The 25,594-nt window shown below is 44.3% G+C and carries 25 protein-coding genes; 21 read left to right on the plus strand and 4 right to left on the minus strand.

Annotated elements, in window-relative coordinates; translation table 11 throughout:
- Nucleotides 1–72: 72 nt before the first annotated feature.
- Nucleotides 73–3,198, plus strand: a complete 3,126-nt coding sequence (locus QUA90_RS03490) for an efflux RND transporter permease subunit (protein WP_333443855.1) — start codon at nt 73–75, stop codon at nt 3,196–3,198.
- Here the strand turns inward: QUA90_RS03490 and QUA90_RS03495 are convergent, their stop codons facing one another.
- Nucleotides 3,199–3,645 (minus strand): heavy metal-responsive transcriptional regulator, encoded by a 447-nt coding sequence (locus QUA90_RS03495; RefSeq protein WP_333443857.1) that lies wholly within the window; start codon nt 3,643–3,645, stop codon nt 3,199–3,201. It lies immediately after the preceding gene.
- Nucleotides 3,646–4,062: 417 nt separating this feature from the next.
- Between QUA90_RS03495 and QUA90_RS03500 the strand changes: the two genes are divergently transcribed.
- Nucleotides 4,063–5,139 (plus strand): cysteine synthase family protein, encoded by a 1,077-nt coding sequence (locus QUA90_RS03500; protein WP_333142760.1) that lies wholly within the window; start codon nt 4,063–4,065, stop codon nt 5,137–5,139.
- Between the two features lie 3 nt (nt 5,140–5,142).
- Complete coding sequence (locus QUA90_RS03505; protein ID WP_333142759.1) at nt 5,143–6,450, plus strand: hypothetical protein; 1,308 nt, start codon at nt 5,143–5,145, stop codon at nt 6,448–6,450.
- A 599-nt stretch (nt 6,451–7,049) separates the two neighbouring features.
- On the opposite strand, the gene QUA90_RS03510 is transcribed toward QUA90_RS03505, so the two are convergent.
- The gene (locus QUA90_RS03510) at nt 7,050–7,196 is read right to left on the minus strand and encodes a hypothetical protein (RefSeq protein WP_015211800.1); all 147 of its coding nucleotides are present in this window, start codon (nt 7,194–7,196) and stop codon (nt 7,050–7,052) included.
- A 225-nt stretch (nt 7,197–7,421) separates the two neighbouring features.
- Between QUA90_RS03510 and QUA90_RS03515 the strand changes: the two genes are divergently transcribed.
- Both QUA90_RS03515 and QUA90_RS03520 read left to right on the plus strand, forming a co-directional pair.
- Nucleotides 7,422–7,925: a hypothetical protein gene (locus QUA90_RS03515; protein ID WP_333443859.1), complete on the plus strand. Its 504-nt coding sequence runs from the start codon at nt 7,422–7,424 to the stop codon at nt 7,923–7,925.
- 223 nt (nt 7,926–8,148) lie between these two features.
- Nucleotides 8,149–8,616, plus strand: a complete 468-nt coding sequence (locus tag QUA90_RS03520) for a hypothetical protein (RefSeq protein ID WP_333443861.1) — start codon at nt 8,149–8,151, stop codon at nt 8,614–8,616.
- Here QUA90_RS03520 and QUA90_RS03525 read toward each other — a convergent pair.
- Nucleotides 8,606–8,827: a hypothetical protein gene (locus QUA90_RS03525; protein ID WP_333142756.1), complete on the minus strand. Its 222-nt coding sequence runs from the start codon at nt 8,825–8,827 to the stop codon at nt 8,606–8,608. The genes QUA90_RS03520 and QUA90_RS03525 overlap by 11 nt on opposite strands.
- 310 nt (nt 8,828–9,137) lie before the next feature.
- Here QUA90_RS03525 and QUA90_RS03530 point away from each other — a divergent pair, with 310 nt between their 5' ends.
- From QUA90_RS03530 to rppB, 7 genes are all read left to right on the plus strand, one after another.
- A complete protein-coding gene (locus QUA90_RS03530) occupies nt 9,138–10,193 on the plus strand; it encodes an acyltransferase (protein WP_333433924.1) in 1,056 nt (351 codons plus the stop codon).
- 162 nt (nt 10,194–10,355) lie between these two features.
- Nucleotides 10,356–10,685 carry a four-helix bundle copper-binding protein gene (locus tag QUA90_RS03535; RefSeq protein ID WP_333370042.1) on the plus strand — a complete coding sequence of 110 codons (330 nt, stop codon included), beginning with the start codon at nt 10,356–10,358 and terminating at the stop codon, nt 10,683–10,685.
- A gap of 81 nt (nt 10,686–10,766) precedes the next feature.
- Nucleotides 10,767–11,801 (plus strand): C39 family peptidase, encoded by a 1,035-nt coding sequence (locus QUA90_RS03540; RefSeq protein ID WP_333433923.1) that lies wholly within the window; start codon nt 10,767–10,769, stop codon nt 11,799–11,801.
- A gap of 165 nt (nt 11,802–11,966) precedes the next feature.
- Nucleotides 11,967–12,443, plus strand: a complete 477-nt coding sequence (locus QUA90_RS03545; protein WP_333348468.1) for a DUF2808 domain-containing protein — start codon at nt 11,967–11,969, stop codon at nt 12,441–12,443.
- Between the two features lie 96 nt (nt 12,444–12,539).
- Nucleotides 12,540–13,013: a hypothetical protein gene (locus QUA90_RS03550; protein ID WP_333348470.1), complete on the plus strand. Its 474-nt coding sequence runs from the start codon at nt 12,540–12,542 to the stop codon at nt 13,011–13,013.
- 113 nt (nt 13,014–13,126) lie between these two features.
- Nucleotides 13,127–13,597: a DUF2808 domain-containing protein gene (locus QUA90_RS03555; RefSeq protein WP_333348472.1), complete on the plus strand. Its 471-nt coding sequence runs from the start codon at nt 13,127–13,129 to the stop codon at nt 13,595–13,597.
- Nucleotides 13,598–13,821: 224 nt separating this feature from the next.
- Nucleotides 13,822–15,207: a two-component system sensor histidine kinase RppB gene (gene rppB, locus QUA90_RS03560; RefSeq protein WP_333443863.1), complete on the plus strand. Its 1,386-nt coding sequence runs from the start codon at nt 13,822–13,824 to the stop codon at nt 15,205–15,207.
- Nucleotides 15,208–15,657: 450 nt separating this feature from the next.
- Here rppB and QUA90_RS03565 read toward each other — a convergent pair whose 3' ends face one another.
- Entirely contained in the window at nt 15,658–16,047 is a 390-nt protein-coding gene (locus QUA90_RS03565) for a DUF2834 domain-containing protein (protein WP_333142749.1), read from the minus strand.
- 143 nt (nt 16,048–16,190) lie between these two features.
- Between QUA90_RS03565 and QUA90_RS03570 the strand changes: the two genes are divergently transcribed.
- The 9 genes from QUA90_RS03570 to QUA90_RS03605 all read left to right on the plus strand — a co-directional run bounded on the left by QUA90_RS03570 (nt 16,191) and on the right by QUA90_RS03605 (nt 25,408).
- Entirely contained in the window at nt 16,191–17,057 is an 867-nt protein-coding gene (locus QUA90_RS03570) for a helix-turn-helix transcriptional regulator (protein WP_333142747.1), read from the plus strand.
- A 255-nt stretch (nt 17,058–17,312) separates the two neighbouring features.
- A complete protein-coding gene (locus QUA90_RS03575; RefSeq protein WP_333142746.1) occupies nt 17,313–17,651 on the plus strand; it encodes a hypothetical protein in 339 nt (112 codons plus the stop codon).
- Nucleotides 17,652–18,768: 1,117 nt separating this feature from the next.
- Entirely contained in the window at nt 18,769–19,278 is a 510-nt protein-coding gene (locus tag QUA90_RS03580) for a hypothetical protein (RefSeq protein ID WP_333151769.1), read from the plus strand.
- Nucleotides 19,275–19,961, plus strand: coding sequence for a hypothetical protein (locus tag QUA90_RS03585; RefSeq protein ID WP_333147759.1), 687 nt, complete (start codon nt 19,275–19,277; stop codon nt 19,959–19,961). The genes QUA90_RS03580 and QUA90_RS03585 overlap by 4 nt, the downstream gene beginning before the upstream one ends.
- Nucleotides 19,962–20,856: 895 nt before the next feature.
- Nucleotides 20,857–21,258, plus strand: coding sequence for a plasmid mobilization protein (locus QUA90_RS03590; protein ID WP_333147757.1), 402 nt, complete (start codon nt 20,857–20,859; stop codon nt 21,256–21,258).
- Between the two features lie 50 nt (nt 21,259–21,308).
- Nucleotides 21,309–23,033, plus strand: coding sequence for a relaxase/mobilization nuclease domain-containing protein (locus tag QUA90_RS03595; RefSeq protein WP_333443865.1), 1,725 nt, complete (start codon nt 21,309–21,311; stop codon nt 23,031–23,033).
- A 343-nt stretch (nt 23,034–23,376) separates the two neighbouring features.
- Nucleotides 23,377–23,757, plus strand: coding sequence for a hypothetical protein (locus tag QUA90_RS03600; RefSeq protein ID WP_333443868.1), 381 nt, complete (start codon nt 23,377–23,379; stop codon nt 23,755–23,757).
- Between the two features lie 70 nt (nt 23,758–23,827).
- On the plus strand, nt 23,828–24,112 hold the full coding sequence (locus QUA90_RS30400) for a GIY-YIG nuclease family protein (protein ID WP_333316165.1): 285 nt from the start codon (nt 23,828–23,830) through the stop codon (nt 24,110–24,112).
- A gap of 213 nt (nt 24,113–24,325) precedes the next feature.
- Nucleotides 24,326–25,408: an alpha/beta hydrolase gene (locus QUA90_RS03605; protein WP_333147748.1), complete on the plus strand. Its 1,083-nt coding sequence runs from the start codon at nt 24,326–24,328 to the stop codon at nt 25,406–25,408.
- Nucleotides 25,409–25,594 lie beyond the last annotated feature (186 nt).

Genomic DNA, 25,594 nt, shown 5'->3' on the forward strand with positions numbered 1-25,594 from the left:
ACGACACGAAAGTCACGGATACACGGATAGCTGTTTTTATCAATGCCCAATGCCCAATTCCCAAATTATTAAATGTTCAGCACAATTCTCAGATGGGTAATCAACCGCCGCTGGCTAGTCGTTCTCGCCACCATTATTGTTAGTCTTTGGACAGTGTATATTATCCCCCAAATGTCGCTGGATGTCTTTCCTCCTTTTGCACCGCCGCAAGTGGAAATCCAGACGGAAGCACCGGGTTTAGCGCCGGAAGAAATCGAGTCTTTGGTAACATTGCCCATCGAAAGTGCGATTAATGGAACTCCTGGGGTGACAGCAGTGCGATCGGCTTCCGCTGTGGGTCTTTCTGCTGTTAAAGTTATCTTTGATTGGGACACTGAAATCTATCAAGCCCGCCAGTTAATCACAGAAAGGTTGCAGCAAGCTCAAAGCAAGCTTCCTGTAGGAGTAGAAGCACCGCAAATCTCTCCGACAACTTCACCTGTAGGCCTGGTTATTACCTATGCTTTTACTTCAGAAACTACTCCACTGATGGAAGTGCGCCGTCTTGTTGATTGGCAAGTCACAAATAGGCTTTTGGCAGTGACTGGCGTTGCTCAAGTGGTGGCTTACGGCGGCGATCAGAGGCAGTATCAAGTATTAGTAGAACCTGCAAAATTGAAAGCATTTAATGTATCTTTGCAGCAAGTATCCGAAGCTGTGGGGGCTGCGAATGTTAACGCGCCGGGGGGCTATTTAATTACGCCGGATAGAGAAACTTTGATTCGGGGTGTGGGCAGGATTGAATCGGTGGCAGATTTGCAGCAATCTGCGATCGCCTCTCGCCAGGGAACACCCGTCAGAATTGGTGATGTCGCTGATGTCAAGATTGGTGCTGCAATCAAGCGGGGCGATGGTAGTTTTAACGGCAAAAAAGCTGTGATTGTGATGGTAAACAGACAGCCGGTTGCCGATACTCCGACGGTAACTAAAGCTGTGGAAGCGGCAATGGCTGAAGTGCAGCAAGCTTTGCCCAAAGATATTAAGGTGACTGTCACTTTCCGCCAGGAAGAGTATATCAATTCTTCGGTGGAAAATGTGCGATCGGCTTTAGTTGAAGGCAGCATCATTGTCACCCTTATTCTCATCCCGTTTTTGATGAATTGGCGCACTCTGGCGGTTGTTTTGCTAGATTTCTTTCTGACTTGGCTGTTGGCGCTGCTGGCGATGTATTGGCTGGGGCTGGGGCTGAATACGATGACTTTGGGGGGTTTGTCGGTGGCGATCGGAACTGCGATCGACGATGCGATCGTCTATGCCGAAAATACTTACCGCAATTTGAGAGAAAATACGGCTTCTCATCATCCGCGCCCGGTGATGGATGTGATTTTTGATGGCAGTCAGGAAGTGCGAGATTCGCTAATTGGAGCGACTGTTATTGGGATTGTGGTGTTTTCGCCAATTTTTACTTTGCCCGGTGTAGAAGGTCGAATTTTTACGCCTATGGGGATTACTTATCTGGTAGTGGTGGTGATTTCTAGTCTGGAATCGCTGTTAATATCTCCGGCCCTTTGCGCTATCTTGTTGCCTAACAAACGCATGAGTTCCGAGGAACCTTGGCTGCCGAGATTTTGCAAGCGTATCTATCATTTTTTTATAGAATTGTCAATGCGCTATTCGGCGATAATTTTAGCTTTAGCTGCTGCTAGTATGGTGGCTGCATTAATTATTTTGCCATCTTTTGGACGGGTGTTTTTACCGGAGTTTCAGGAGCAAACTTTGGTGAATACTATTCTCCTTTATCCGGGAGTGTCTTTGGAGACAACAGATAGCGCGGCTTTTGCTATTGAAGATGCCCTTAAGAATGATAGCAGGTTTGAATACGTGCAAGTGCGATCGGGCAGAGCTCCCGGAGATGCGGATGCTGCGGGAGTCAATTTAGCTCACATTGATATCGGTTTGAGCGAGGCAGGGATGAAAAACAGGCCGAAAACTTTGGAATCGCTGCGACAGGAATTTGCTAAATTACCGGGAGTTGCACCCAATATCGGCGGTTTTATTTCTCACAGGATGGATGAGGTTTTATCTGGTGTCAGAAGTCAGATTGCTGTCAAAATATTTGGCCCGGATTTGGATCAGCTTCGCATCCTCGGTGCAAAAGTTGAAGAGCAAATGAAAACTGTTGAAGGAATTGTAGACTTGCAACTCGAACCGCAGGTGCCAGTGCAACAAATTCAAATTAATTTTAACCGTCAAGCTGCGGGTAGATACGGTTTGAAAATCGGAGAGCTTTCTGAAATAATTGAGACAGCCTTGAACGGCAAAGTTGTTTCTCAAGTTTTGGAAGTGCAGCAAACTTTTGACTTAGTTGTTTGGTTGCAGCCTGAATCCCGAAATAACTTAGAAACTATTCAGAATTTGTTGGTTGATACTCCAAGCGGCAATAAAATTCCCCTCGCCCAAGTTGCTACTGTTAAATACGGTACGGGTCCCAATACGATTAACCGCGAGAATGTTTCTCGGTTGATTGTAGCAGCGGCTAATGCTAAAGGTAGGGATTTGCGATCGGTGGTGAATGAAATTCAAGCTAAAGTCAAACAAGAGGTGGAGTTGCCTTTTGGCTATTTTATCCAGTACGGCGGTCAATTTGAAGCAGAACAAAGAGCGTCGCAAAATATTATGATATTTAGTGCGATCTCCTTTCTTGTAATTACAGTATTGATGTACTTGTCCGTCAAGTCAATTCCTTCAACTGCGATGATTATGATTAATTTACCGCTCGGATTAGTGGGAGGAGTAATTTCTGTAGCTTTGACTGGCGGCATCATCTCTGTAGCTTCTTTAGTTGGTTTTGTCACTTTATTTGGCGTTGCCACCCGCAATGGCTTGTTATTAGTAGACAACTACAACACTAAATTTGCCGAGGGAATGCCTTTTAAAGAAGCTATTGTTAAAGGCTCGATGGAACGGCTCAATGCTATTTTGATGACGGCTTCAACTTCAGCTTTAGGTTTAGCACCTTTAGTCTTAGAAGGCGGCCCCGGAAAAGAAATCCTGCAACCTTTGTCAGTAGTAGTTTTAGGAGGATTGTTTACTTCTACAGCACTAACGCTGTTAGTTTTGCCAGCTTTGTATGCTAAATTTGGGAAAATTTTACGACCTCAACAACCTCAGCCAGTTATTGAAGACGGGAAGGTAGTTAAAGCTGAAATAGCGAACTGATCAACCCTCCTTCACTCCCTCAATCAAAGTGCAAAGTTCCTCGCTATCGGGATTGTCTGAAGCTCGATTTGTCCAAAGTTTTTTATAAGCTTCCAACTCAGCTTTGAACGCACTCATGCGCTGAATTTCCTGCTCAAAGAAATCTATTTTGCGACTTAATAAGTCTTGCACTAGCGGACAAGCTGTTATTCCTTGACGGCGAGAGGCCAAAATTTGCTGAATTTCTTGAAGAGAAAAGTTGAGTCTTTGGGCTTTCTTGATAAATTGCACTTGTCTGGCAGCATCGGCTGTGTAGTAACGATAACCGCTACTGTTGCGTAAGGCAGGTTCCAGTAACCCTAGGCTTTCATAGTATCGCAGGGTGCCTACAGTAACACCAGTTTGCTTTGCTAGTTTTCCTATTTTTAGTAGGTGCTGTTCTAGGCATTCTGTTTCAAATTTTGTCATAGCAGTTCTAGGTAAATTGGAACCCTATCATTATAGCGATAGCCAGTTTCACTTTTTTGTGCTGTTTATACTTACCCAATTTGGGCGGATAAAATATTTTATTTTGTCCATAATTCTAGTGACTCAAAAAGCAGCAGTAACTCTGTTTTGAGTTACTGCTGCTGTCGGATATTCTCTTGCTTATCCCTGAAATATAAAAACCACTTATACCTGCGCTCTTTCCTATAATTTTTTAAATCAATGAACCTGACTTATTTCACCCCAATTTCATTCTGGCGTTGCAAGCTTGTAATTAGGCAAAGAGGGCTTCTGGCTTATTGATAAGCATGATCTCGCGCTCGGATACTAAAGTTTTCCGCAGGCAAGCAAGATAGATGACCAGGACTAACTACCGTGTATTTTGAAGGATCTAAATCAATGATTCAACTTCTACAAACAGCGCTGAAATCATCCCTAGCTGGCGATATCACCCAGGCAATTGGAAAGGTTCCCATTGTTCGTCTCAATCGCGTGAGCGAACTCTGTCAGCATCACGAATTTTATCTCAAATTAGAATCCTGTAATCCCGGTGGCAGCATTAAAGAGAAAAATGCTGTATGTCTGGTTCAACACGCAGAACGTACCAGGTTACTCGCCCCCGGCGGCACAATTGTTGAATCTAGTTCGGGTAATTTCGGCATTGGTTTAGCAATGATTGGTGCAGCGCGAGGCTATCGCGTGATGATTGTCATCGATGGTAAAACACCGCCCCCGATTCGGCGAATGCTGGCTGCCTATGGAGCAGAATTGGTAGATGTCCCCCTGAGTGCGGCAGATGCCAATGGATCGATGCAAGTTGCGAGGATGAAAAAAGCCAAAGAACTCGCCGAAACCATTCCTGGTGCCTGGTATCCTTGCCAGCACCGCAATCCCGAAAACCCAACTGCCCACGAGCAATTTACTGCTCGCGAAATCGAACAGGCTTTTCCCGTAGCACCAGATGTTATCGTTATTGGCGTTAGTACGGCGGGACAATTGGCGGGAATTAGCCGATATTTTAAACAGCGTCATCCCCAAACTCGAATTGTCGGCGTAGATGTGGCAGGTTCGGCTATTTTTGGCACGCCGTCTCACCCCTATAAAATGACAGGATTGGGGTTATCTTTTGTACCGCCCAATTTTGATCCAATGGCACTGGATGCAGCGTATTCTGTGAACGATCGCATTGCCTTTTCTGTTTGTCATGCCCTGGCACGTCGAGAAGGCTTGTTGTTAGGAGCATCCACAGGCGCTATCGTTGCCGCTGCCCTAGCTTACAGCCAGCAGCATCGCCATTCTCAACGCATGGTACTGTTGAACCCGGATCGGGGCGATCGCTATCTCGAAACAGTCTACAATCCAGAATGGCTGTCCGAGCAAGGGATTGAAATCTTGGAACAAAAAGCCCTCACCGCTACAATTAACGCCCTTCAAAGCGTCCCTCTTACCCTCGTGCGACAGCAACAACCTGTATAAACAATGACCTTAAAGGCTTCTCCAAGTCCGTCTAAAATCGGTCTGCTAGATTTATGGCGGCAATTTATTCCCCTCTCCCTCAGCGATGTGGCAATGGCTTTTGGCGATCCGATGATGACGGCTGCCCTAGCTCATTTACCCGATGCACGGGTGAATTTGGCAGCCGTGGGCATTGCCAAAGCCCTCGCGGTCTTTTTTGAAAGTCCGATTATTATGATTCTGCACGCCTCGAATGCCCTTGCACCGAATGGGCGATCGCGTCGCGCCTTGTGGCGATTTACGCTTTTAGCAGGCGGCGGACTGAGTGCGTTACTGTTGCTGCTGACGCTGCCGTTTATTTTCGCCACGCTGGGGGGGACGCTGTTAGGAATTCCACCCCAATTGCGGCAGACGGTGCAGACTGTGTTGACGTTAATGTTTCTCTGGCCTTTGGCGATCGCGTGGCGGCGTTATTTTCAAGGATTGCTCATCCACACAGGTCATTCTCAGGCGGTTGCCAAAGCTAGCATGGTTCGTTTGTTAATTGTAGCCCTAACGTTATGGGGCGGATTTGTGTTGAAAATGTCAGGCGCAGTGCTGGCGGGGACTGCTTTGATCGCGGGGGTTCTCTCAGAGGCGCTGGTTGTAACCATTGCGGCGCACCGGCTAGGAGCCACTCGTCTGCCTCGACCCATTGATTCTGAGTTAAAGCTACCCACCAATCTCAAAAGTGTGTGGAATTTCTACTGGCCTTTAGGCTCTTCAATGTTAGTAGTCTGGGGTGGACGTGCTGTCCTGGTGGGAATTATTGCCCGCGCCCAAGACGCTAATATTGCATTGGCAGCTTGGCCTGCGGCTTGGGGATTGGTTTTGGTGATTGCCAATGCGACTCGCATGGTGCAACAGGTGATTATCAAAAATCGAGATCGAGTGAGCGATCGCCAATTAATTGCATTTGCTCTCAGTGTGGGTGGATTTTGTTCGCTACTGTTGTTTTTAGGTAGTACAACGCCATTTGGGTTGCAGGTTGTGCAAAGTTTTATCGGCAACGATGAAGCCCTGGTTGAGAGTATCCGTCCCGTATTGCTGTTGTGCGCGTTTGTACCCCTTCTGGTGGCGGTGCAAAATGCTACTCAAGGTTTTTTGGTCGGGGCAGGTCAAACCAAAGGTCTGAATTATGCAACTTGGATTGGCACGACTATATTGCTTTTAGTTGCGTTCGGTGCAGTTCAGCTTGGGGCATCGGGTGCAATTGCGGCTGCGAGCGCGATGATTATTTCTTTAACAATAGAAGTATCCTGTCTCGCGTTCAATTTACGCAAACAATTATAGCAACCGCCAAGGCTGCGCCGGACGCAAGGCGTAAGACATCCTCGATCGCATGGAGTAAACCATCAAAATTTTGAGAGATCGCTAATCAGTATTTACTTCTTGGCATCATCATTAGTTTCTCCATCGCCGTCCCTTTAATTGTCGATTACAGTTGGCGGGGTTGTCACCCCGCCAGGGTGTTATACTATCTCAGCACTTACTTGTGTGCACACTATATGTAGTGTGCACACAAGCAAGATCGCACTATTCGAGAAGCAGGGTAAAAGAGCAATTAGAAAACTAGCTACCAGATTTGATGTGAGTAAGTATAATTGTTGAACGACTTTTTAGTAGCTGCTGTTCTAAGGATTCTGTTCCAAATTTTTTCATAGCAGTTTTAGGCAAGTTTGAACCCAATCATTATAGTGATAGCCACTTTCAGTTTTGTGTAGTGGTTATAGTCATCCAATTTTTCGATAAAATACTCTATCTTGTCCAAAATAATATTGAAAAAAAAAGCAGCAGTCACTCAAAATTGAGATCGTGCTGCTGTCGGATATTCTCTTGCTTATCCCTGTTAAAAATCCGTGAGGTAATCTACACACCGGGGAAAATAAGGATTATTTATCGCAATTAGCTTGAGGGCAGTCAGGAGTAGGAGTAGTACAGGGGCCGGCGGCAAAGACAACCGCGGCTGTACCTGCTGTCAGGAGAACTGCCGTCAAAGCTGCAAGAGTGAAGCGTTTAGTCTGAGTTGCTTTAATCATGAATTTTTACCTGGGAATCTAGGATCGAAAAGTTTCTTTGGGAAACTATATATAGCATAAACCCTCAAGTAGGCTATAGAGTCAAGGGGGGGGAAGATTAAAAATGATAAAAATATTGAATTTCCGATGTCACAATCCGAATACCTGTATGAAAGTCTGAAGATTTCATCCTGATTTCATTTTTGGGTGTCATATTCTAATCATTGTACCCAAAAAGTAAATCGAATGAAAGCGCTCAAGTCAAGCTTAGTTATTCTAGGCAGTGTCGGATTGCTGTTTTTGGGAGCTTGCAGCAAAAGCGACCAAGGAACCGGCCCAAACAGCAGCCCAACATCCGCTCCTGTTGCCTCTCAACCTAATACTTCCAGTCCGGCCGCTTCTCCTGCAGCATCCGCTAAAACAGGACCTCTCAAACCATCTAAAGGAGGTCAAGTTGTCGAGTCTGGACCTTACCACCTAGAACTTTTAACTCTGAAAGAGGATACCGGAACTCACTTAGATCTTTATTTGCAAAAAGGTAATACCCACGAACCGATTCCTAATGCAAAAGTGACGGCACAAGTGCAGTCTCCCAATGGAGAGCAGCAAACGCTGGACTTCAAATACGATGCTGATGGCAAACATTACGCCGTTGTATTTCCAGGCAAAGATGCAGGAAATTATCCAGTGAAGGTGACTGCGGATATTAACGGAGAAAAAGTTGACGGTCGTTTTACCTTCAGTCAATAGAATGCAAGTTTTATTACAATTGATCGGAAATCCCCTAAAATGATTTAAACAGAGGAGAAGCACCATAGCTTTCTCGCAAAATGAATAGTCTAAATTACCAAGATTATCCGGTTGAGCGACGAATAGAAGGAATAATCATTTGGTTGGATGTCCTAGCATTAATGAAAGTCAATGCTCGGAAATTTATAAGAGTACAAAATCCCTAATCTAAGGAAGAAAGACCATGAAAACAGTAAAGTCAGGTTTAATTGTTCTGGGTACTGTGGGGCTAATATTTTGGGGAGTTGGAAGTAACAACAGCCAAGCTGCTACTTCAGCCAACAGTTCTGCCGTCTCGTCTTCAAAACCCATTGCAAGAACAGAGATAGCCGCCGCTCAAAACAAAGGCGGTCAAGTCGTTGAATCAGGGCCTTATCATTTAGAGTTGGTGGTCGAGAAAGAAGCCACTCAAACTCACCTGGATTTCTATTTGCAAAGAGGCGACAACCACCAGACAATACCTAATGCGAAGATAACCGGTCAAATTCAGATGCCCGATCGCACTCAAAAGACTGTTACCTTCACTTATGACCAGAAAGACCAGCACTATACAGCTTTCCTGCCTGGAAAAGTTGTAGGTCAGTATCAGATGAAGATTACTGCTGATATTAACGGTCAAAAGGTAGACGGTCGATTCACCTTCACTCGGTAGACTTTTTAGTAGGTTGAATCTGCGGTTGACTGGTTGACGGGTTGCTGGCGGGCTGTTTGTTGTCGTGACCAACTAATGCCCGCCAACTTCCGTTTAGAAAGAAGAAAGCAGCCATAGGCACAAGGCAACACGCCAGCATTGCTATCCCCATACCCATCCATAGGAGAATTGGGTTTTTTAATTTTTGCTCGCTCATTTTTATAAGTTTCATTCTGTCATTTTCACAGTAGGGTAATTCGGCAATTTTATGATAGCATACCGGATTGCTGTCAGAGATGAGCTATTTACCTGCACTATAAGTCGCATCAATATTAAAATTTTCATCCTGATTTCATTTAGGAATGTAAACCTTAAGTTGAGCGCGGTTAAACGCTGTCTAATCAGAATGTAACGTTTCTGGTGTTGCACCCGCCAAGCAGTAGGGATACGTCACTGCCCGCAGGTGTCAACTTAAGACTGAAACCCTTGACAAATATCGTTTGCAGCCGAGTGTGGCTACCATCACTACCCCTGTTTTTACAATGCAAAAAGCATCTACTAGGTTTGCTGAATTCGATTTAATCAGAGCTTTGGCGATCGTCAGTGTTGTGATTATTCATGCTGGTTTTTTGTCATTACCCGATCGCAGAATTCTATTTATTTCGATCGATACACTCCAGCTTTTCTGCGTACCTGCATTTTTACTGATCAGCGGTTTTTTTCTTACCAACAAGCTTGAAAATCAAAATAACCCGACGCTGATATTAAAGAAAAGGCTGTCGAGAATTATACCGCCCTATCTTTTTTGGTCAGTAGCCTTCTACATTTTAAATAATTTGGGCAACCTCAAACGATTTGATTTACTTGGATTAGTTAGAGATGTGCTGACGGGTTCCGTGCTGCCCCCCTATTACTTTATAGTTGTGATTGTTCAATGCTATTTGTGGTGGTGGATTCTAGTTAAATTAAGATTCTTAGAACCCCGAAAAGTTTTTGCTTTGGGTTTCACCATTCAAATAGTTTTTACCATAGTCTTTTACTTAGTTGCTCTCAAATACTTACCTTCCATACCTATACCGCTGATAGAGCGCTGGATTTTTAGTTGGATTTTGCCGTTTTCCACTGGTTTAGTTCTTGGCAGTTGCTATGACAACATTCAAGGATACCTTCAGCGCCAAAGAATGCTTATTTTAGCAGCAACTATCTTGTTCTATCTAGCGAGTATTTGGGAATTTTACCTACTCAGTGAAGTGAATTCGGATGCCTGGTTTGCCCGATCGTTTTTTAAACTATCTACTCAAGGATACGCAATTTTGTTCGTACTGTCGATATTGGCATTTTCTCAAAGCATCATACTTCCCAGTAAACTATCGAAATTAGTCAAAATATTGGCGGCTTACTCCTTTCCTATATACCTGCTAGATGTGATGGTAGTAAACTATGTTAATTTAGCGTCTTATAAATTTATGTATTCTCCCGATCCCCTGCTCAAGCTCGGAGTTTTAGTGACGGTAGATTTGCTAGTTTGTTTTGGGATTATTTACCTGTTGCAAAAACTTTTACCCAAGAATTACAGTCAGTACATTCTGGGAATTTAATCTGGATTTACGCCACATCCCTGGGGCAGAGGCGCTGGAAGATGTGGAAAATGGGTTTAACAATTTCATCCTGATTTCATTGCGTAATGTCAATGTGAAGTTAAGGAGAGTTAAATGTGGCTCAATGATTTAAAACATTAAACTTTTCAGGGATCTTTACCTATGAGCGAACACCCACACTATCACCCATCCTATTGCGATACAGTGGTTCAGTGCGCTACTGAATGCGAAAAATGCGCTGAGTTCTGCATCGGAGAAATGCCAGAATGCCGCCGACTCTGCCGAGATTGTGCAAACATCTGCTGGACTTGCGCTAGTTTTAGGAGTCGCGGTTCGTGCTTTGCAGAGGTAATCGGTAAAGTCTGTGCGGATATCTGCGAAGCTTGCGCTAGCGAGTGCGAGAAACATCAAAACGAACACTGTCAAAAATGCGCTGAAGCTTGTCGGGGCTGTGCTGCGGAATGTCGCGATATGGCAAGTGCTGCTGCTTAATTAATCACGCTTCGGCAAGGTGGGATTTGTAATACTCACCTTGTCTGGAAACAGTTAGTTCCAATATTCAATAAATTAATTATGAAACTCCAAAACATTGTAGGAACAAATAAGAAGGTGGATGTAAAGGCGATCGCTGCCGATAAAGAGCTCACTCGCCAAATCCAAATTCGTCTCATCGACTTAGGTTTGCTAGACCCTCCAGCCAACGGCATCTTTAGTGCAGTCTCTACTGCGGCTCTCAATCGATTTCACAAGCTGATTCAGTGCACTGATGAACCAGGATTTATCGGAGCAAAAACAGCCGAGAAACTTATTGAAGCCAAGCCATCGGATCTCAAATTTCCACCTCCTGTCCTCAAGATAGTTAAGGAGACATTTCTCAAGGCTAGACCTATCTATGCGTTAAATTTATCAGATGCAGAGAAACAAGAAATTGAAACGGGGAAAGTATTGGAGCTTGTCTCTTATGAAATGGTTCGCGATCACATCCGAGTAGCTTTCCGAAAAGATTCCTTTAAAAATTCTCAAATCTGGTATGTCTATAGGTCGCACGTCCAAATTTTACAAGAAGGAAAGGTAATTTATCCAAAAACTAAGCCTAAGAGCTTTCAACTTGCTAATTTTCCTTACAAGTACCAACTGGATAATTACTATAATCCGACTGGTGCTTGCAATGTCACATCAATGGCAATGTGCTTGCAGTTCCTCAACAAACCGCGCCGGGACAAGATCGGTCAATTTGAGGACGAACTCTACCAATATGCACTCAACAAAGGTTACAGTCGCTGGAACCCCTACGACTTGGCAAAAATTGTCAGAGAGTATGGTGCTCAAGATACCTTTAAAGAGAATGCGACATTTGAGGAAGTTAAAGATTGGTTAGTAGATGGAAACCCAACTGTCATACATGGCTATTTTACTTCTTTCGGTCATATTCTGCCCGTAGTTGGATATGACGAAACTGGCTTGATTGTTCACGATCCTTATGGAGAATGGTTTGCTAGCGGGTATAACAACAACGCCAATGGAGCTTATCTTCACTATTCCTATGATTTAATCCGTCGCGTTTGTATGGCAGATGGAAATTTCTGGGTTCATTTCATTTCCAAGTAAGAGAGTAAAGCGCTTGTTTGCTATTAAAATTCACCTCTCACTGGTTCATATTTCATCTTGATTTCATAATTAGCTGTCAATCTAGTTAATAAGAAGCTAACTCTTCAAATATGAATGTTGAAGTAGGTTGGCGTACTGTACTTAATTCCCTAGAGAGTCAAAACTATGAGAACACTCATTTACGGTGCTGTATTTGCTCTGTCAGCCACAGTTTTAGTTCCTGCTGTCCATGCGAGCACCAGAACAGGCGCCGAGAATTTTCCTCACATTGATAGTGCAGTACAATTTCCGGAAACTAAGGCAAGAATCGTCAGGCATACTTTCCGGCTGCACATTCCTCAAGGAACTAGGGCTATTTCTCAATTAAAAATTAGCGTTCCTGCGGGGTTAACTGTCAGGGATGATATCAGTATATCTGACGATTCAGGTCAAAAAATTGACACTAAGGTTTCTGTCAACAGCAATCAAGTTATACTAACCTTCTCCCAACCTCTTTCTCCCGAAAACACAATCAAAATTACCATGAATAAAGTAATAATTTCTGGAGTTTCTAACGCTTGGATGTACCAACTTACTGCTATATTAGTTGGCGACAATACAGACATTATCCTCGGTATAGCACGGGTTCGTAGCTATCAATAAAAAAATCAGGTGTTACGGCCGATCTTTCATCCTGATTTCATCCATACGTATCAAACTAAGAAATAAGCCAAACGTTAGTTTTCAAGGAGTGCAGTCGTGAAAAAATTAATTAGTATTAGTGCAGCATTTGCCTTAATTCTTACCTCTTCTATCTCCGCAGCAGAAGCAACAGGAATACCGGGAGATTCCCAATCTCCTCACATTGTCGGAGGCCGTTCCTATCCTGACTACCCAACTTGGAGAGCCTTCCACGATTTTGACGTTCACGTTGAGGGAGAAGCCATTTCAGAACTGTCAATTCAGTTGCCATCACTGCGAATCAAGGGTATTGAAGTAAGCAGTCAATCCGGTGAAAAGATTGAGGCAACAACTTCTGTTAAAGGTGGAAAAGCAACGGTAGTTTTCTCCAAACCTGTAGTTGCCGGGACTGTGCTGACAATTTCTATGCTTGAGGTTGAGGCTTCAATCTACCCGCGTAATTATATATACCGCGTTTATGCCAAGAAAGTGGGTCAGAGTTCAGACAGTAAAGTTGGTACGGCCAATATTCAAACTCTCCCGCGTTGGTAAATGCTTGTGAAGGTTGAGTCTTTAAACGACTGACATCTGACCTGGATTTATTTCAGGGCTTTTAAACCAATTAATGCCGAGTCCATTGAGTTAATTATTTGAGGAGCATCGCCATGAAAAAGTTACTTTACGCTGCTGCATTCACCTTTGTGCTAGCATTTAATGCCCCGACTACTCTTGCAGGAGGAGCCATGCGAAATGCTAATGTTTCTCACCTCGTACACAGCGGCGCCCATCCCAATAACGCTCGCTTTCAGGGTGCTACCCATCATTTTGAAGTTCACGTTCAGGGAAAAGCTCTTTCGGCACTTGCAATTGATTTGCCGGATGATGTGAAAATGCGTAGCGGAATTGAGGTCAAAAATCAATCTGGTCAAAAAATCGAGTCTCAAGTTTCTGTTAATAACCGAAAAGCCACAGTAGTTTTCTCCCAACCTGTTTCTCCTGATACCACCATATCAATTGATATGCGGGGCATATACACTCCTGGTTACAGTCGGAATTGGGGCTATGCTATCTCTGGTAAAATGGTGGGAATAAATGCAGAAGTACCACTCGGTACAGTTTTAATTCAAACCTACTAAAGGTAGCTGGCAGTTAGGGATTTTAAATTGCAATTAACTTGAATAAATTCGAGAAAATTGCAATTTAAAATTTGCTCTTACTTAAAGGCTAAAAGCTAAAAAAGTCTGAAGAGTGCTATCTTTTGTTGCTCAATTTTTAAAAAGATTTACTGCTATAAATTAGAGTTATGCCCTGACCAATTAGCTATTAACACTTTAACACTTACCAATTACCACTTAGGAAGATGAATCAAAATAAACTATTTAATCGGACTCGCTGGAAATTAGCCATTTCCTATGCAGCAGTAATGGGTTTGATTTTAAGCTTGTTGGGATTTGGTGTATATAAGGCGATCGCCCACGCTCACTGGGTAGCCCTAGACCGGGAATTAGAATCGGTAGCGGGAACGCTACATGACAGCCTAGAAATCAAATTGCAGCAGCCCGGACGCTTAGAGCCAATAGTAAGCGAACTTTTGCCCAACCTCCGCCTAATGGGAGTTAACGACATTAAAGAACAGTTGCCCAGCCGCCATACTTTAAGCGCTATCAACCAAGGCCATTACTATATTCGTTTATTTGATAAGTCAGGAAATTTGATTGCTACAGCAGGCGCTTATCCCAAAGAATTGCTAGCGACCTTTAACTCAGAACACTGGCAAACAATTACTGACAGCAAAGGCAATATTTATCATCAAATTTCTGTATCACTGCATACTCAAAATCAGAAAAGTTGGGGATATTTTCAAGTGGGGCGGAGCTTGCAAGACTTCAACGATTATCTCAGTACAGTCAGATTAGTTTTAAAGTTGGGATTGCCTACTGCGTTAATCTTGGTAGGTTTTTCTAGTTGGTGGCTGGCAGGATTGGCAATGAAACCAATTTATGCTTCCTACCGACAAATTCAACAGTTTACAGCGGATGCTGCCCACGAATTGCGGACGCCTTTAGCGGCATCCCAAGCGACAGTAGAATCCGGGCTGTTAATGTCTGAATTGGATGAAAAAGAAGCACGGGAAATTTTGCGAACTGTAGAGCGTCAAAACCGCAGATTGACTCAGTTAGTGGCTGATTTGTTGCTGTTGGCGCGGATGGATAATCAACCGATACCCGATCGCCATCAATTGTGTTGTTTAAATGACTTGGTTAGCGATTTAGTCGAGGAATTGGCAGCAATGGCGATCGCCAGAGAGGTAGCGCTAACCTCGGAATTGCCGGTGCATCAGCCATTGACTATTATTGGTGATTCTAACCAGCTTTATCGCTTAGTTCTTAATTTAATTGTCAATGCCATTCAATACACTTCACCTGGTGGCAAAGTAACTGTTATTTTAGAAAAAAATGACCATTTAGTTGTGATTCATGTTCAAGATACAGGGTGTGGGATTGCAGCAGAAGATCAAAGGCAAATTTTTGACCGTTTCTATCGAGTTAACAGTTCACGCGATCGCGTTACTGGCGGATCGGGATTGGGATTGGCGATAGCGCAAGCTATAGCCTTAGCACATGGCGGTAGCCTGACTGTGCAAAGTAAATTGGGTACGGGTAGCATTTTCACACTGCGATTTCGAGAAAGAAATGCGGCGTTGATGAATGATGCCATGAATCATGGAGTAATCGGCACATCCTAGAACTTGGGCGTTGGGCGTTGCACATTTATGGTATGATGGACAAATATACTTAACTAACTAGGGCTTGCTCAATAAGTGGTTCAAGTAAACACTGTATGGGTTTTCGGACGAAGAAAGGTAGTAATGTGCAGGAAAAACAGGTGAAATAGATCAAAATCCCTGCATTACCATCTGCGAGCATATACATAAAAGCGGAACTTTATCTTCTCCCACCCTTGGAGTTTGAGCTAGCCAACGGATACAAAGAGGTTTTTCAAACTTGACCACACATGATTTTTTAGGGTCTATAGCTTGTGCAATTATCTTTGATAAGTCGCTCCTTCAATCCTAGGTTTTTAAGCATGGTTTTCTTCCCCTTCTTCTTTCCATTATTACTCCCTTTACTCGACCATAAAAACTGTTGGTAAGACGATAACGCGGAGCTGTAGTCAGAAAGTCTTTACGTAGAGCTTAATGCTCAAACTTTAGGGTTTCTAACGCTCGTTCGCGCCAATATAAAAATAAAGGCAAAGCACAAGATACACCAATGCCAAAAGTAGCGACAACGTAAACAAACAACCAGCGACGAGACAAACCTAATCGCTTTAGCTCAATAAATGAAAAACAGAAGAAGACATCTGCACAAATGAGCAAATCTATTGCTACGGCAGAAGCGACATGATTAGCGAACGCATTCTGGAAAAATAAATCGAGATCAAGACCATTCTGGAGAAAGAACTTCAGCAGAAAGCTCCAAGGCGCGATCGCACCAATAATCGTTAGCAGCAGATAAAGCGATTGGGTTGACAGAAATTTTTTGGATGTAGGTAGTTGCCGCTGTAGATAAGTTGCATTGGACATAGGTTCACTTTCCTTTTGTTATCAGCACTTCAACAGGGACTTGGTTTGGCGAAGCGTAAAAGTTCGTCATCAACCCTGTTGCTCTGATTGTCACCCTCCGAGATAATATAAACAATTACCTACGAGGTAATAAGGATAGTAAAATGGCGAGCGCTTCAACCTCAACGCAATCAACTCCAAACCGAGACGCATCCTTTGGGAATCTGCTCAAACACTGGCGCAATCAACGCGGTTTGAGTCAACTCGATTTGGCTTTAGCTGGCAATGTCTCTCAGCGGCATATCAGCTTCTTAGAATCAGGCAGAGCTAATCCCAGCCGGGATATGGTACTGCAACTGGCGGCTGTGCTACATGTTCCTCTGCGCGATCAAAACATCATGCTCACGGCGGCGGGCTTTGCGCCGATTTATTCCCAAAGCGATTTATCAGCGCCTGAAGTTGAACCGATCCGCAAAGCCATAGAGTTTATCTTGCGCCAGCAAGAACCCTATCCGGCATTAGTAATGGATCGTTATTGGAATTTAATCCAGAGCAATACAGCCGCGCAACAGCTTACCAATTGGTTAGTTCATCCAGAGAAGCTGCAACACCATTTCTGCATCAACGGCAGGATTAATCTGATGCGGCTGATGTTTCATCCTCAAGGGTTCAAGCCGTTTGTGGGGAATTGGGAAGAAATTGCTAGCCATCTGATGCAACGGGTGTATCGAGAAGCGTTCGTCGATGGACATAGCGACGAATCTATGGCTCTTTTTCAAGAACTACAAGCTTATCCAGATGCCCCCCGCTTGTGGCAGCAATCTCTACCCCGCACCTGGCAACTACCCTTGTTGACGGTACAGTTTGTCAAAGACGGACTGAGCCTTAACTTATTTTCGGCGATCGCCACGTTAGGTACTCCTCATGACATCACGTTGCAGGAACTGCGGATTGAAAGCCTGTTTCCGGCAGATGAGGTGGCGCAAACCAATCTTGCAAATTTTTACAGGGATACACCGGCACCCCACTAGAGATGGGTACTCCCCAGAAAGCCGGGGCCGGTGGGCTAATATGGGCACACATATCGTTAGCGCACTCAATGCCGAAGTATTCCCCTGAAACAGTCGAGGCCATCTTAGAAACCATCCGCACAACGGGCAGCGCGTGAGCCGGTCGCCTAATGAGTGTCTGGTTGCTCGCGCGTCGCTTCGATATTAGGAAAAAGCCCTATCCTGATAAATCTTTGTTGATATTAAACACAGAACAAAATTACAAACATCAACAAAATGGTTACTAACAAGACACACATCGCCGTCTCTCTAGACCTGGGAACCAGCATTCCCAGCAGTGTACGTGCAGCAGATGCAAGCAACCTCGTTCTGAAAATTAGGCACGAAAACGAATTAGAAAAGGTACGGGCTCAAAATCAACAGTTGGTGGAATTTCGATCACAAGTTGAGGCCACGCAGGCTGCGAGCGAAAAGCTGAAGGTTCAACAGGTTCAACAGTTGGTGGAATTTCGATCACAAGTTGAGACCACGCAGGCTGCGAGCGAAAAGCTGAAGTTTAATGACAGGCGTTTTGGTAGCTACAAAACCTGGCAGTCATTCCGCATCCTGTCCTAGTTAGGTCGATCGCCAACTCTCTAGCGTCTGTCTCATCTCCTGACCTAGCAGTAGCACTTCTAAGTCCTAGATGGGTAAATTTGATTTCCTTGACCTAATTGCAACGATCACAGACGCTCTCGCCATTAAGACACCGTATTAGGGTCTGCTCTTAACCTGCCTTCATACCAACAGTTTAGCCGATTGCAAAGCGCGAGTCCGACAACAGCAATTTATGCAACTGCCAAGGCTGACATAACGGCTGCTACGCTGCCAATTTTTTCGCACTTCTGAAATTTGATTTTTAATTCAACTTACCATACCGTAACTTGACTATTAAGTCAATTCACTTGTTGTTAAAAACGCTAAAAAATAGCTAATTGTTGTGGAGCGCTAAAGTCAGGGATTTGCAGTATAAAGTCAGGCGTTTGCAGTATAAAGTCAGGCGGAAAGCAGGTATTTGCAGGGGGTGCACTTTACCTGCAAATGCCTGTAAATATCCTGCAAATGCCTGACTTTTTCGGTCAAATTACTGCTTTTTTGTGCTCTTCGTGACTTTGCTTGTTGAGGCTGCTTTTGGCTGTTCTCAATCGGTAGCAAGCAATGGTTTTGCGATCGCAAACCATGATTAATGCGTGCAGAAAAAAAATAATACACCCTGATGAATGGGGCATCCTAGGTGTCAAGCGACTTGATTTTTACCCGATATCCAACTGTGCTGATTGCACGAACATTGCTCCTGCTGTTGTGGAGACCCTTGTGACAGCATCGGCGTCAATTGCCCCAACTGTCCCGATCGCACGCTTAGCGGAGCGAACCTCACTCGCTCTCTTGTAAACTAAATTTTATGCCTGATAGGAAGCTAGGAAAAAAAGTGAGGAACAGTCGTAGCAATAGCAATGTTGGGAGATATATTTATACCGATACCGGTAAAGGAAAGTTCCGGCTAAGTTTTCTGAAACTTATAGTGCGATCGCTCCTACCTACAACGGCTTCAAGCGGCCGGGGCGAGCGCTGTATTGGCTACATGGCGATTGCCCTTCAACGAACGCCTCGCAGTAAATTAAAGTCGCCACACCTTAATTATTCGCTATTCGCGAATATAGAATAAAGGAAACAATGCGCTCGCTCATCCGCTATGCTAAAACCCCAAGATATCCTTGCAATACTCAAAGTCCACAGTTGGGATTCAACGAACTGGACGTACAGTTCTCTCGCTCAAAGCTTGGGCATGAGCGCATCAGAGGTTCATGCTGCCCTTGAGCGTTCTGAAGCTGCCGGTCTGTATTATGGCTCCGAGCGGAAAATTTTGAAGCAAGCGGTGTTGGAATTCTTGGTTCACGGGTTGCGCTATGTATTCTACGCCCAGCCAGGCCCCCTCTCGCGGGGATTGCCAACTGCACATTCTGCTGAGCCGTTGAAAAGCAAGCTGGTTGCCTCACCGTCTGAGGTTTACGTCTGGCCTGACCCTCAAGGTGTCGTGAGAGGGCAGGCAATCGCGCCTCTGTACCGCTCAGTCCCCCAAGCTGCCAGTAACGATCCAGAACTCTACGCCTTGCTCAGCTTGATTGACGCTATTCGAGTTGGTCGGGTGCGGGAGCAACGTTTAGCCGCTAGCGAACTTGAAAAGAGGATCGTCGCTCTATGAATCAGCAGATATTCATGCTGGAAACAGTCGCCCGGATACTCTCTCAAGTACGCACTACCATCGTCTTCACAGGAGGAGCAACGATATCCCTGTATCTGGACGAAGTGGCTGCTCCTGACATTCGACCTACCGATGATGTTGATTGTGTTGTCGAAATCATGTCCAGAGCTGAATATTACAACTTCTCGAACTTGTTGCGAACCCTTGGGCTTCAAGAGACTACAGAATCAGGTGCACCCCTATGTCGCTGGCAGTATGAGGGCATTTCAATTGATGTCATGCCGTGCGACTCCTCTGTATTAGGGTTTTCCAATCGCTGGTACAGGCCGGGCATTGCTAACTCTATTCGCTACCAACTTCCAAGTGGTAGGCAAATCCTAATTTTTTCAACGCCTTATCTCCTCGCTTCCAAAATAGAAGCTTTCATGGGTAGAGGCGGGGGTAACTTTTATTTTAGTTCTGATATTGAAGACATTGTGGCACTGCTTGACGGGCGTTTTAGTTTGTTCGAGGAAGTGCAACAAGCTGACTATGAAGTGAAAGCATTTTTATCAGGATGGTTTCGAGCCGAGCTTGCAAATCTGTGCGAAATCGCGCCTGCTTTCCTCTCACCCGTTGCTAAAAATTCAGGTCGCACTCGCTTGCTCTTGCAAAGAATTGAAAGGCTGGCGATGGTAGTTTAGTAGTTAACTGCTAGCAATAGACAGCAGCGGACACTCGATCGAGGTAAGCCTTACACTCGCGAACAGCCTCAACGGAACGCAAAAACCAGATAGTCCAGCCTCAGCTTTATTGCTGGCATAGTGGGTACTACACTACAAAATCACTTCATAAATTTTAGCTACCTGCCAATTTTCTCACACTTGCTCAACTTGATTTTTTATTCAATTCCGATGCCACAACTTGACTATTAAGTCAATCCACTTGTTGTTAAAAACGCTAAAAAATTAGCTAATTGTTGCGTCAGCTAAAGTCAGGGATTTGCAGTATAAAGTCAGGGATTTGCAGTATAAAGTCAGGCAAGTGCAGGTATTTGCAGGGGGTGCACTTTACCTGCAAATCCCTGTAAATATCCTGCAAATGCCTGACTTTTTCGGTCAAATTACTGCTTTTTTGTGCAGAGACTGCCTTTGCTGGTTGAGGCTGCTTTTGGCTGTTCTTGATTAGTAGCAAGCAATGGTTTTGTGATCACAAACCGCACTTTTACGTGCAGGAAGAGAAATAATGCACCCTCCTTTTACGGAAGCCTAACCGTAAGGTCGGGTTTAATACTTTCTTTAGCTTTAATGACAACTGTAACTATTTGTACTACGATTTAAGCTGAATATTCTATAGCTCTAAGAAATTAGAGGGAGAAAATGCTTCAAAAGCAATTCAACAAGCTCATCACTTATTCAAGTGCGATCGCACCTAAATCCACTATTCTATACAAATAAAGAAAATTATAGTCAGTCTCTACCTTAATAAACTGTCTAAACAGCCCTCTCCAATTGGGGGGGATAAAATCACCTGAATAGCGCTTGTCGATTACAGTTGTTAACTTGTATCTTGGTAAGAGGTTTTTACTGATTAAAAACTATGAAGACTTTACCGTCCGTCAAACCTAGAGAGCTGCTATCCAACCATATTCACATTCGCCTAACTGACTCTGACTACAATCAAATCAAAGCAAGAGCAGAGCAAGTAAATTTAAGCATGAGCGACTTCATGCGCCGTGCAGCTTTGAGGAGAACCATGCCACGCCCTCTAGCTGCATTTGACTTGAAAGCCTATCAAGTTTTGTGCAAGATTGATACCCAATTGAGGATTGCAGGAAACAACCTCAATCAAATTACTAAAGCTTGCAATAGTGCTGTGGCATTGGGAGAACCAGTTGTTGTCAATAAAGGACTCTTAGAAAGCGTACAGCAACTCATTCGAGAGAACCAAGCTACAATTAAAGCAATAGTTGCAAACCTTACCAATTCTACAGTCCGCTAATTTTTAACAAGCCTGAGAAATTGATGTAATAAACCTACTGCGAAACGGTTATGATTGGCAAACAAATTAAAGGTACAGGCTTTCGGGGCTGTCTGAACTACGTGCTGGGCAAAAAAGACGCCGCTCTAATTGGCGGTACTATGTGCGGACAAACTCCTGAAGAACTGGCTGCTGAATTTGCGATCGCCCGACAACTAAGACCTAACCTGAAAGTAGCAGTTTTTCACGCCACTTTATCTGTCGATAGCACCGAAAAACTAGAAGATTCTGAAGAAAATAACCAGCGCTGGCTGGCTATCGCAGCCAACTACATGAAAGCGATGGAATTTGACAACAACCAGTACGCAGTTGTCAAGCACAGCGATACAGAACACGACCACATCCACATCGTCGCCAGTCGCATTTGCCTAGATGGGGGTGTTGTTGACGATAGCTGGGATTATTACAAAAGCCAAGAAACTATTCGCCAGCTCGAACGCAACTACAACCTGGAAACTGTTACACCCAGTTGGGAAACAGACAAACGAGCTCAGACTACAGGAGAACACAGGCAATTAAAAAGCAAGGGAAACCAGAGCGTCAGGGTGCAATTACAAGACCTAATTGATGAAGTTACCCAAGACAACCCAAGTATGCCAGAATTCGTTGAGCGGTTGCAGCAACAAGGCGTAGAGGTGCAAGTCGGATTGACTCGAACTGGAATCGGCTTGAGTAAAGGCATTTCTTACAATTTAGATGGGGTCGCTTTAAGTGGCACTCAGTTGGGTAAAGCCTACACTTTTTGTGGATTGCAGAAGCATCGAGGCGTTAGCTATGACAAAGGGCGAGATAACGCCCTAATTGAGGCTTTAATGCAGCCACAACACTTAGCTATCGCCCTCAGTGAGGCAGAGGAAACTGAGCTAGAGTCGTCACAATCCGAGTTAGTAGCAACCGCACCTGCAACTCCTGCAAGAGAAAATAAATTAGAGTTGTCACAATTCGAGTTAGTAGCAGGCGCACCTGGAACTCCTGCAACAGCAAATGAGTTAGAGTCGTCACAATCCGAGTTAGTAGCAACCGCGCCTGCAATTCCTGCAACAGCAAATGAGTTAGAGTCGTCACAATCTGAGCTAGAAACAACTACACCTGCAATTCCTGCAACAGCAAATGAGCTAGAGTTACAACTGTCAATCCTGCCTGAAAGGAATGAAACTCAGTGGCAAAAAGTGCGATCGCATCTAGCAGTCGAGTACAGTTTACCTTTAGAATTGCTCGATTTATTGCACTCTCATTCTTGGCTGTATGCCGGCTCAGAAAAGGCTGTCTTTACAGGACGGACGCTTGAGGGGGAAGCCCGGTTCGCTTTTGTTCTAGATGAATTGGGCAACTTTACTACAACCCATCCCCTGTCATCTGAAGCTGCTTTCTGGGTAGCCACTACCGGAGAAATTGAGCGAGCTGTAATTGCCTGTAACCCAATCGAAGCCCTTTCACTTTTGCTTATTGAACAGGATAACTCTACAACAGCACCACCCACAATTTACCTAGGAATTGAACGAGCTTCACAACTACCTATACAATTCTTACAAGAACTCGATAGCGTTATTATAGCGATTGCAGAAAATTCTCAGCTCGCTCGAAATGCGCGATCGTTGCTACCCGATGCAGAACTTGTCAATCCACCGTCAAGTTGGAATGATATCTGGATACAATTAATTGAACAAGAACAGCCAACTCATAAACAAAATCACCAACAGCATAAACAGCACACCCAAAACCTCGAACTGGATTAGTTATTGCCACTTAAAAATTTGATTTTTATTAAATAAAAGCGCTAGCTAACAAATTTCCTGGTTGCGACATAAATTACTGGGTAGTTCTGGCATCTCAGGGTTTTGATAACGGTGGGTAAACCGTTTTATCCCCCCAATTATTCTTACCAGGCAGGAATACCAATTACTGATATTGCTACCACTAATTTTGACAGCTTTTTTAACGTATTTATCAACTATTTTGGCGTAACTATTAAGTAAATTGAGGCCGTGCTTGCTCAAATAATTTGTGAGTCAACATGGGTAAAAATAAATTATTTATACATTTTATCGTACTCACTAACATTTACGAAAAAACAAATTTATGAGCGCTGTCGCGCCCAAAAATAAAGCATCGGAAAAAAAAATGGAACTATCGCAAACCTACACCTATTACTTCAATAATTTAACCTGCGTCCACCAAACAGAAAACGAACTGTACATCATGGGCAAGGAAACAACACTTGTACTGAATTTTCAACAAACAAGCTATCAAACGCTCGACAAAATAATCCACGCTCTGCGACTTTTGAGAGACAAAAAAGTCCAAAATCGAAAGTCAATTATTGAACAAGAACTGCTGGCATTAAACTTCCAATTCCCTCTCGAAAGCAACAACGACAGCAACAACGACAGCAACAACGACAGCAGCAATGGTAGCAGCAACGGCAGCCACAAAAACTGCGAGCTAAAAATCGACTGGTAATTCAATTATGCCGGAGAGACAAGTTTGTTTCTCCGGCAGCCAATAGCAAACATTAAAACCACATTCAAAAATGGCAAACACAATAGCAGGATATGTATATCTCCTGCACTTTGAGCAGCCGATATGTCCGACTCATCCGTCTCAACACTATGTCGGCTGGACTAAAGATTTGGACGAAAGGCTTTATCAGCATAAAAAAGGCAGAGGGGCTAAGTTTTGCGGCGCAGCCCGAGAACGCGGAATAAAATTTGTTCTGGCAGAATGCTGGGTTGCAGACAAAAGTTTTGAGAGAACAATCAAGAGGCAAAAGAACCACAAACGCTTCTGCCCTATTTGCACAAATTTGGTAAACTAAGATAATGCAATGTTTGCAACACTGATGCTTGACCGGAACTGTTTTGTCCTACAAATGCGTGTAGGCGTGAACTATCGTTCTGTATCTTTGACCTACTTAATTCTCTCTCAAATCCTGGCTAGCTGGTTTACAGATTACTGCTACCATACCTCACACTTAGTAGTAACCGCCATATTAGTTTAAGCTGATTAAAAATTAGGAGCAGAAAATCCGATGCTCCCCAAGAATAGCCGCAAAAAGTTACCATTATTGGCAGCGTTCTTAATCTCGCAATTTATCCCTTGGTTCTTGAGTGCGATCGCGCTATTTCTCAGTTTATGGGTCATCGTACCAGCACCCACGCTGTTTCTGTACCCTTTGGCGGTGGGAGCACCAGAAATTAGTCCTTGGTTAGTCGGTATCAATGCGATCGCCCTTCTGCTGAACCGGCCCAGACGACATCAACGCAAAGTCTACATTATTTTACCGATTTGTAACCTGTTCGCCCTAATTCTGAGCCTGCTTCCCCTGATGCAATTCCCAGAAGCCAATGCAGCAATAGCTACCGAAATGCAAGCAGTTCTAGGAACAAACTATTTAGCAACCGTTCCTCAAGCTCTACGCGCGCAGCTACACCCTCAACCGTTTATCCTAGCAGATGCGTTCCGGGGAATTCCGATTAGAGAGGTTAGGATCGATCGGGCTATTGGATTTGCCAACCCTGACGGAGTTTCACTGCAACTAAACCTTTATCGGCCGGTGGAAATTGGCAAATATCCGGCGATTATCACACTCTACGGGGGAGCTTGGCAGAGAGGCAATCCCGATTCCAATGAGGAATTCAGCCGCTACATGGCCGCCCAAGGCTATTGTGTGGTTGCAATTGCTTACCGCCACGCTCCCAAGTATCGATTTCCTGCTCAGCTTGAGGATGTACAAGCCGCTCTTTCCTATATCAAAACTCATGCTGGTGATTGGTCCATCGATCTCGATCGAATTGCTTTGATGGGAAGGTCTGCAGGTGCCCATTTAGCAATGCTAACTGCTTATGATTCTAGTGTGCTTCCAGTTAGAGCAGTGGTGAACTATTACGGGCCAAACGACCTTATTGGGGGATACAATGACCCATCTTTTCCTGATGCGATCGACGTTCGAGCCGTCTTGCGTGCCTTTCTGGGAGGAACCCCAAACGAACTCAATGAGCTTTACCACCGGGCTTCCCCCATTAATTATATTAAACCCAATCTTCCCCCTTGCCTACTGGTTTATGCAGGTCGCGATCATATCGTTCAGGCTAAGTTTGGGCGATCGCTCTAGGAACGATTGCGAGCCACGGGCGATTCCCTACGGGATAGCTTCGCCGCGCGTACTATTTTGCTCGAAATTCCTTGGGCTGAACACGCCTTTGATGCAGTTTTTAATGGCCCTAGTACAGCTCGGCGTAAGTAGACAGACTATATTTGTGGTAGAATAACATAGTTAGTTTAGACCAGTTTCGGTAGG

Source organism: Microcoleus sp. D3_18_C4, from assembly GCF_036702355.1.
In the GTDB taxonomy this organism is placed as follows: Bacteria; Cyanobacteriota; Cyanobacteriia; order Cyanobacteriales; family Microcoleaceae; genus Microcoleus.

What these genes read in the sequence shown, in the direction of transcription:
- QUA90_RS03490 (WP_333443855.1), top strand. Translation starts at nt 73, where the DNA reads ATGTTCAGCACAATTCTCAGATGGGTAATCAACCGCCGCTGGCTAGTC.
- QUA90_RS03495 (WP_333443857.1), bottom strand. Translation starts at nt 3,645, where the DNA reads ATGACAAAATTTGAAACAGAATGCCTAGAACAGCACCTACTAAAAATA.
- QUA90_RS03500 (WP_333142760.1), top strand. Translation starts at nt 4,063, where the DNA reads ATGATTCAACTTCTACAAACAGCGCTGAAATCATCCCTAGCTGGCGAT.
- QUA90_RS03505 (WP_333142759.1), top strand. Translation starts at nt 5,143, where the DNA reads ATGACCTTAAAGGCTTCTCCAAGTCCGTCTAAAATCGGTCTGCTAGAT.
- QUA90_RS03510 (WP_015211800.1), bottom strand. Translation starts at nt 7,196, where the DNA reads ATGATTAAAGCAACTCAGACTAAACGCTTCACTCTTGCAGCTTTGACG.
- QUA90_RS03515 (WP_333443859.1), top strand. Translation starts at nt 7,422, where the DNA reads ATGAAAGCGCTCAAGTCAAGCTTAGTTATTCTAGGCAGTGTCGGATTG.
- QUA90_RS03520 (WP_333443861.1), top strand. Translation starts at nt 8,149, where the DNA reads ATGAAAACAGTAAAGTCAGGTTTAATTGTTCTGGGTACTGTGGGGCTA.
- QUA90_RS03525 (WP_333142756.1), bottom strand. Translation starts at nt 8,827, where the DNA reads ATGAAACTTATAAAAATGAGCGAGCAAAAATTAAAAAACCCAATTCTC.
- QUA90_RS03530 (WP_333433924.1), top strand. Translation starts at nt 9,138, where the DNA reads ATGCAAAAAGCATCTACTAGGTTTGCTGAATTCGATTTAATCAGAGCT.
- QUA90_RS03535 (WP_333370042.1), top strand. Translation starts at nt 10,356, where the DNA reads ATGAGCGAACACCCACACTATCACCCATCCTATTGCGATACAGTGGTT.
- QUA90_RS03540 (WP_333433923.1), top strand. Translation starts at nt 10,767, where the DNA reads ATGAAACTCCAAAACATTGTAGGAACAAATAAGAAGGTGGATGTAAAG.
- QUA90_RS03545 (WP_333348468.1), top strand. Translation starts at nt 11,967, where the DNA reads ATGAGAACACTCATTTACGGTGCTGTATTTGCTCTGTCAGCCACAGTT.
- QUA90_RS03555 (WP_333348472.1), top strand. Translation starts at nt 13,127, where the DNA reads ATGAAAAAGTTACTTTACGCTGCTGCATTCACCTTTGTGCTAGCATTT.
- rppB (WP_333443863.1), top strand. Translation starts at nt 13,822, where the DNA reads ATGAATCAAAATAAACTATTTAATCGGACTCGCTGGAAATTAGCCATT.
- QUA90_RS03565 (WP_333142749.1), bottom strand. Translation starts at nt 16,047, where the DNA reads ATGTCCAATGCAACTTATCTACAGCGGCAACTACCTACATCCAAAAAA.
- QUA90_RS03570 (WP_333142747.1), top strand. Translation starts at nt 16,191, where the DNA reads ATGGCGAGCGCTTCAACCTCAACGCAATCAACTCCAAACCGAGACGCA.
- QUA90_RS03575 (WP_333142746.1), top strand. Translation starts at nt 17,313, where the DNA reads ATGGTTACTAACAAGACACACATCGCCGTCTCTCTAGACCTGGGAACC.
- QUA90_RS03580 (WP_333151769.1), top strand. Translation starts at nt 18,769, where the DNA reads ATGCTAAAACCCCAAGATATCCTTGCAATACTCAAAGTCCACAGTTGG.
- QUA90_RS03585 (WP_333147759.1), top strand. Translation starts at nt 19,275, where the DNA reads ATGAATCAGCAGATATTCATGCTGGAAACAGTCGCCCGGATACTCTCT.
- QUA90_RS03590 (WP_333147757.1), top strand. Translation starts at nt 20,857, where the DNA reads ATGAAGACTTTACCGTCCGTCAAACCTAGAGAGCTGCTATCCAACCAT.
- QUA90_RS03595 (WP_333443865.1), top strand. Translation starts at nt 21,309, where the DNA reads ATGATTGGCAAACAAATTAAAGGTACAGGCTTTCGGGGCTGTCTGAAC.
- QUA90_RS03600 (WP_333443868.1), top strand. Translation starts at nt 23,377, where the DNA reads ATGAGCGCTGTCGCGCCCAAAAATAAAGCATCGGAAAAAAAAATGGAA.
- QUA90_RS30400 (WP_333316165.1), top strand. Translation starts at nt 23,828, where the DNA reads ATGGCAAACACAATAGCAGGATATGTATATCTCCTGCACTTTGAGCAG.
- QUA90_RS03605 (WP_333147748.1), top strand. Translation starts at nt 24,326, where the DNA reads ATGCTCCCCAAGAATAGCCGCAAAAAGTTACCATTATTGGCAGCGTTC.